This window comes from uncultured Kiloniella sp. (assembly GCF_937128705.1).
Taxonomy (GTDB): Bacteria; Pseudomonadota; Alphaproteobacteria; order Kiloniellales; family Kiloniellaceae; genus Kiloniella.
Window position 1 is genome coordinate 1 of the sequence record NZ_CAKZMP010000208.1, and the last position, 2,868, is coordinate 2,868.

General features: G+C 43.5%; 3 protein-coding genes. All 3 read right to left on the reverse strand.

The window, feature by feature from the left end:
- A partial coding sequence (locus Q0241_RS11160) for a zincin-like metallopeptidase domain-containing protein (protein ID WP_299377357.1) occupies window positions 1-1,095 on the reverse strand: 1,095 nt, incomplete at its 3' end.
- Complete coding sequence (locus Q0241_RS11165) at window positions 1,092-1,346, reverse strand: hypothetical protein (protein WP_299377359.1); 255 nt, start codon at window positions 1,344-1,346, stop codon at window positions 1,092-1,094. The genes Q0241_RS11160 and Q0241_RS11165, both read right to left, overlap by 4 nt.
- Window positions 1,347-1,395: 49 nt before the next feature.
- On the reverse strand, window positions 1,396-2,868 hold a 1,473-nt coding region (locus Q0241_RS11170), incomplete at its 5' end, for a type IV secretory system conjugative DNA transfer family protein (RefSeq protein WP_299377360.1).

The window sequence follows — 2,868 nt, forward strand, 5'->3', positions numbered from 1 at the left end:
AGTGGTTATTTCATCAACCAGCTTTGGTTTATGGACGCTTAAAGGATTGGCGTCATAACCATCAAAAACGGGTTGGAAATTCTCGATGAGAGCTTCTTCCTGCTGGATGATTTTCTGTAATCTTATTTCCTTCTCTTCTTCTGTAAGATCCATACCTTGGACCACAGATTTATTGTCTTCTAAGGCTTCCCTTTCGTGTGTATGTGCAAGTTTGGTCGTGCGTTCCAATTCCATACGCTTTTCAGGTTCCATCACCCATGTACGGATTTTTTCTGACGTTTGCGCGGCTTGGAACAGATAATTTTTGTCTTCCTTAATGGCATTGAGCCATGAATCAACATAAGAAGCGTGGCGATCTGGATAGTGACCTAGACCAAGTTCCCGGCTCATCATGTAGCTTGCCATTTCGACCATGAGTTCTTCTTTGGCGTAGAGGTCAGAACCAAAGGGCCCTTTTTCTCTAATCATGCGATTGGGGGAACCGGTTGCATGACCAACTTCATGCAGAGCAGTTGCATAATATTCATATGCAGATTTAAAAGCAGTACGATCGGGCAGATGAATAACGTCTTCATTACGATGATAAAAAGCCCGGTCTTTTTGATCATGAACGATCGACACATTTGTGCCTTCAAGAATAAGGTCGGCTTCAGCTACAGGATCAAATGTAAGAGCAGGGGCCTTATAAGGCTCCAACCCTTCTATCTGGGATCCATTAAACAGGGCAGCATGAAAAACTTTTGGCCGCTCTAACCTCACGGATTGTTTTTGAACTTTGCCTTCATCATCCCTGATTGGTTTGCCGTTTTCATCAAGGATTGGATGTTCCGTTGACCACTGCCAATATTCAATACTGCGCGACTTGGAACCTTTCATGACTTGTGCGCCAGATTTTTTAGCCTGGTTGTACGTCATCCATCTTGGATCCTCGTACCCTGCCATTTCTAACCAGAATGAATTCATGCCCTTATAGGGGGTGTTTGTTGTCGGATTGAATGGCACGTCTGCTTGCCAAGGTTTTTGCCAAGGAGCAGTCCCGTTTTCGAGCTTTTCAATGATTTCCTCTGCAACGGCATCACGAAAATTTTTCTTCATGCGGCAGCTCCATCAATAGAAATTACGATGCCAGTTTCCAAATCAACGGAATGGATTGATTGTTCAGCATCAAATGTGGAGAGTGCAGTTTCTTGGATTGCGCCCATTAACTCGGCTACATCTGGGTCCACATCAACAGAAAGACCTTGCGTCGCAAGAGCATCAATTTGATCGGCAGCTTGTTCGAGTATTTCTTGTTCACTCGGCAAAATGCCGCTTAAAAGCATATCTTCAGAAAGAGTATCAGACATAATTGTCCTCTCAGTTTGGAGTTAATTTGTAGTGAATGGGGTAAAGTTGCTACTTTTGGGGAGCTGGAATTTTTGCCTTTTTGAGCAATTCCTTATCCCTAAAGTAGAGATATTGCTGGCCGTAAATAGTTGGTGATCCAGCAACAAAGATGAGCATATCTCCGGGGCTTCTCACGTCCCCGTTTGGTTTCTTTTTCATTCCGGGTAGTGACATGCATTCATCTGGTGTCATCAACGGTCTTGAGACTTCAGACAGGCTTTCGGAAACATTGACGCCTGACCTGGACGTTGATGACGAACGACTGGTTTTCTTCTGTACCAGTGTTGTTTTCCCTGTCATGTCAGAAAGTAATTTTGCCGTTTCTGTTTTATTCGGCGCATAAGCTATTCTGATGTGACAGTTAGAGGTTATTGATTCTTCCCGACCGTATGTTTTCTGCAGTTGGGTGAGATCCTGGACAATGATGTAAGCCTTCAGGCCATAACCAGCCATAAAGGCGAGAGAACGTTCAAAGATTTCCAGTTTGCCAATAGAAGTAAACTCATCGAGCATCAACAAAAGACGGTGTTTATAGCCTTTGGTTGCAGCTCCATCTTTAAAAGACATTTCTGAGGTCAGCCGTGTTAAAAACTGGTTCATCAAAATTCTGATGAGGGGTTTTAATCGGTCAATATCTGAAGGCGGTATAACAATATAAAGAGAAGTCGGTTTTTCAGCATTCATAAGGTCATCAATGCGGAAATCACAATGCGATATGTTTTGGGCAACTATCGGATCGGAATAGAGGGAAAGTTGGACTTTAGCTGATGAATGAACGCCAGATCGTTCTTGTGATGCTTTCTTTTTCATTGCACCTGCAGAACGTTCGACTTCCTGATTTACAACATCACGGCCATGATCAAACTCGGCCATGTCATCACAAAGCTTGTCAAAACTCTCATCCCCGCCAAGTTCCTTGGCTTGGCTCTTTTTTAGAGCTGCATCAAGTTCTGATGTTTCACCTTCTGGGGTATCGTCATCTTGTCCGATGGACATAAACTTATGAACATCAGCAAGTGTTGCAGTGCGGCCTTCTTTTAACTTGATGTAGTAGAGAACGTGTAGAATACACGCAGTAAGCCATTCCCAACCAGATTGAGCCCAATAATCTTTAAGACCTTTACCATCGGGATCAATGACCATTGATGCAATATTCTGACAATCAGCAATTTCGAAGTCTGTTCCAAGGCGAACTTCTGCCAGAGGATTATATCGAACAGATCCTTCCATCGCTGCAGGATCAAATCTTAGGACACGTTGACCGATAGATTTTCTCCATCCTGCAGTAAGAGCGTAGTTCTCGCCCTTGATATCAAGAACAAGGACTGATTCAGTCCACGTTAAGAGAGTAGGTAATACCAGACCTACACCTTTACCGGATCTTGTCGGTGCAAATGTTAAAACGTGTTCAGGGCCATTGTGTTTAAGAACGGTCGTTCCAAAGAACCTGTTTTTATAACCGCCAACAGTGACCCCTGTTTT

Coding starts and splice junctions, on each gene's coding strand:
- Q0241_RS11165 (WP_299377359.1), bottom strand. CDS start 1,346: ATGTCTGATACTCTTTCTGAAGATATGCTTTTAAGCGGCATTTTGCCG.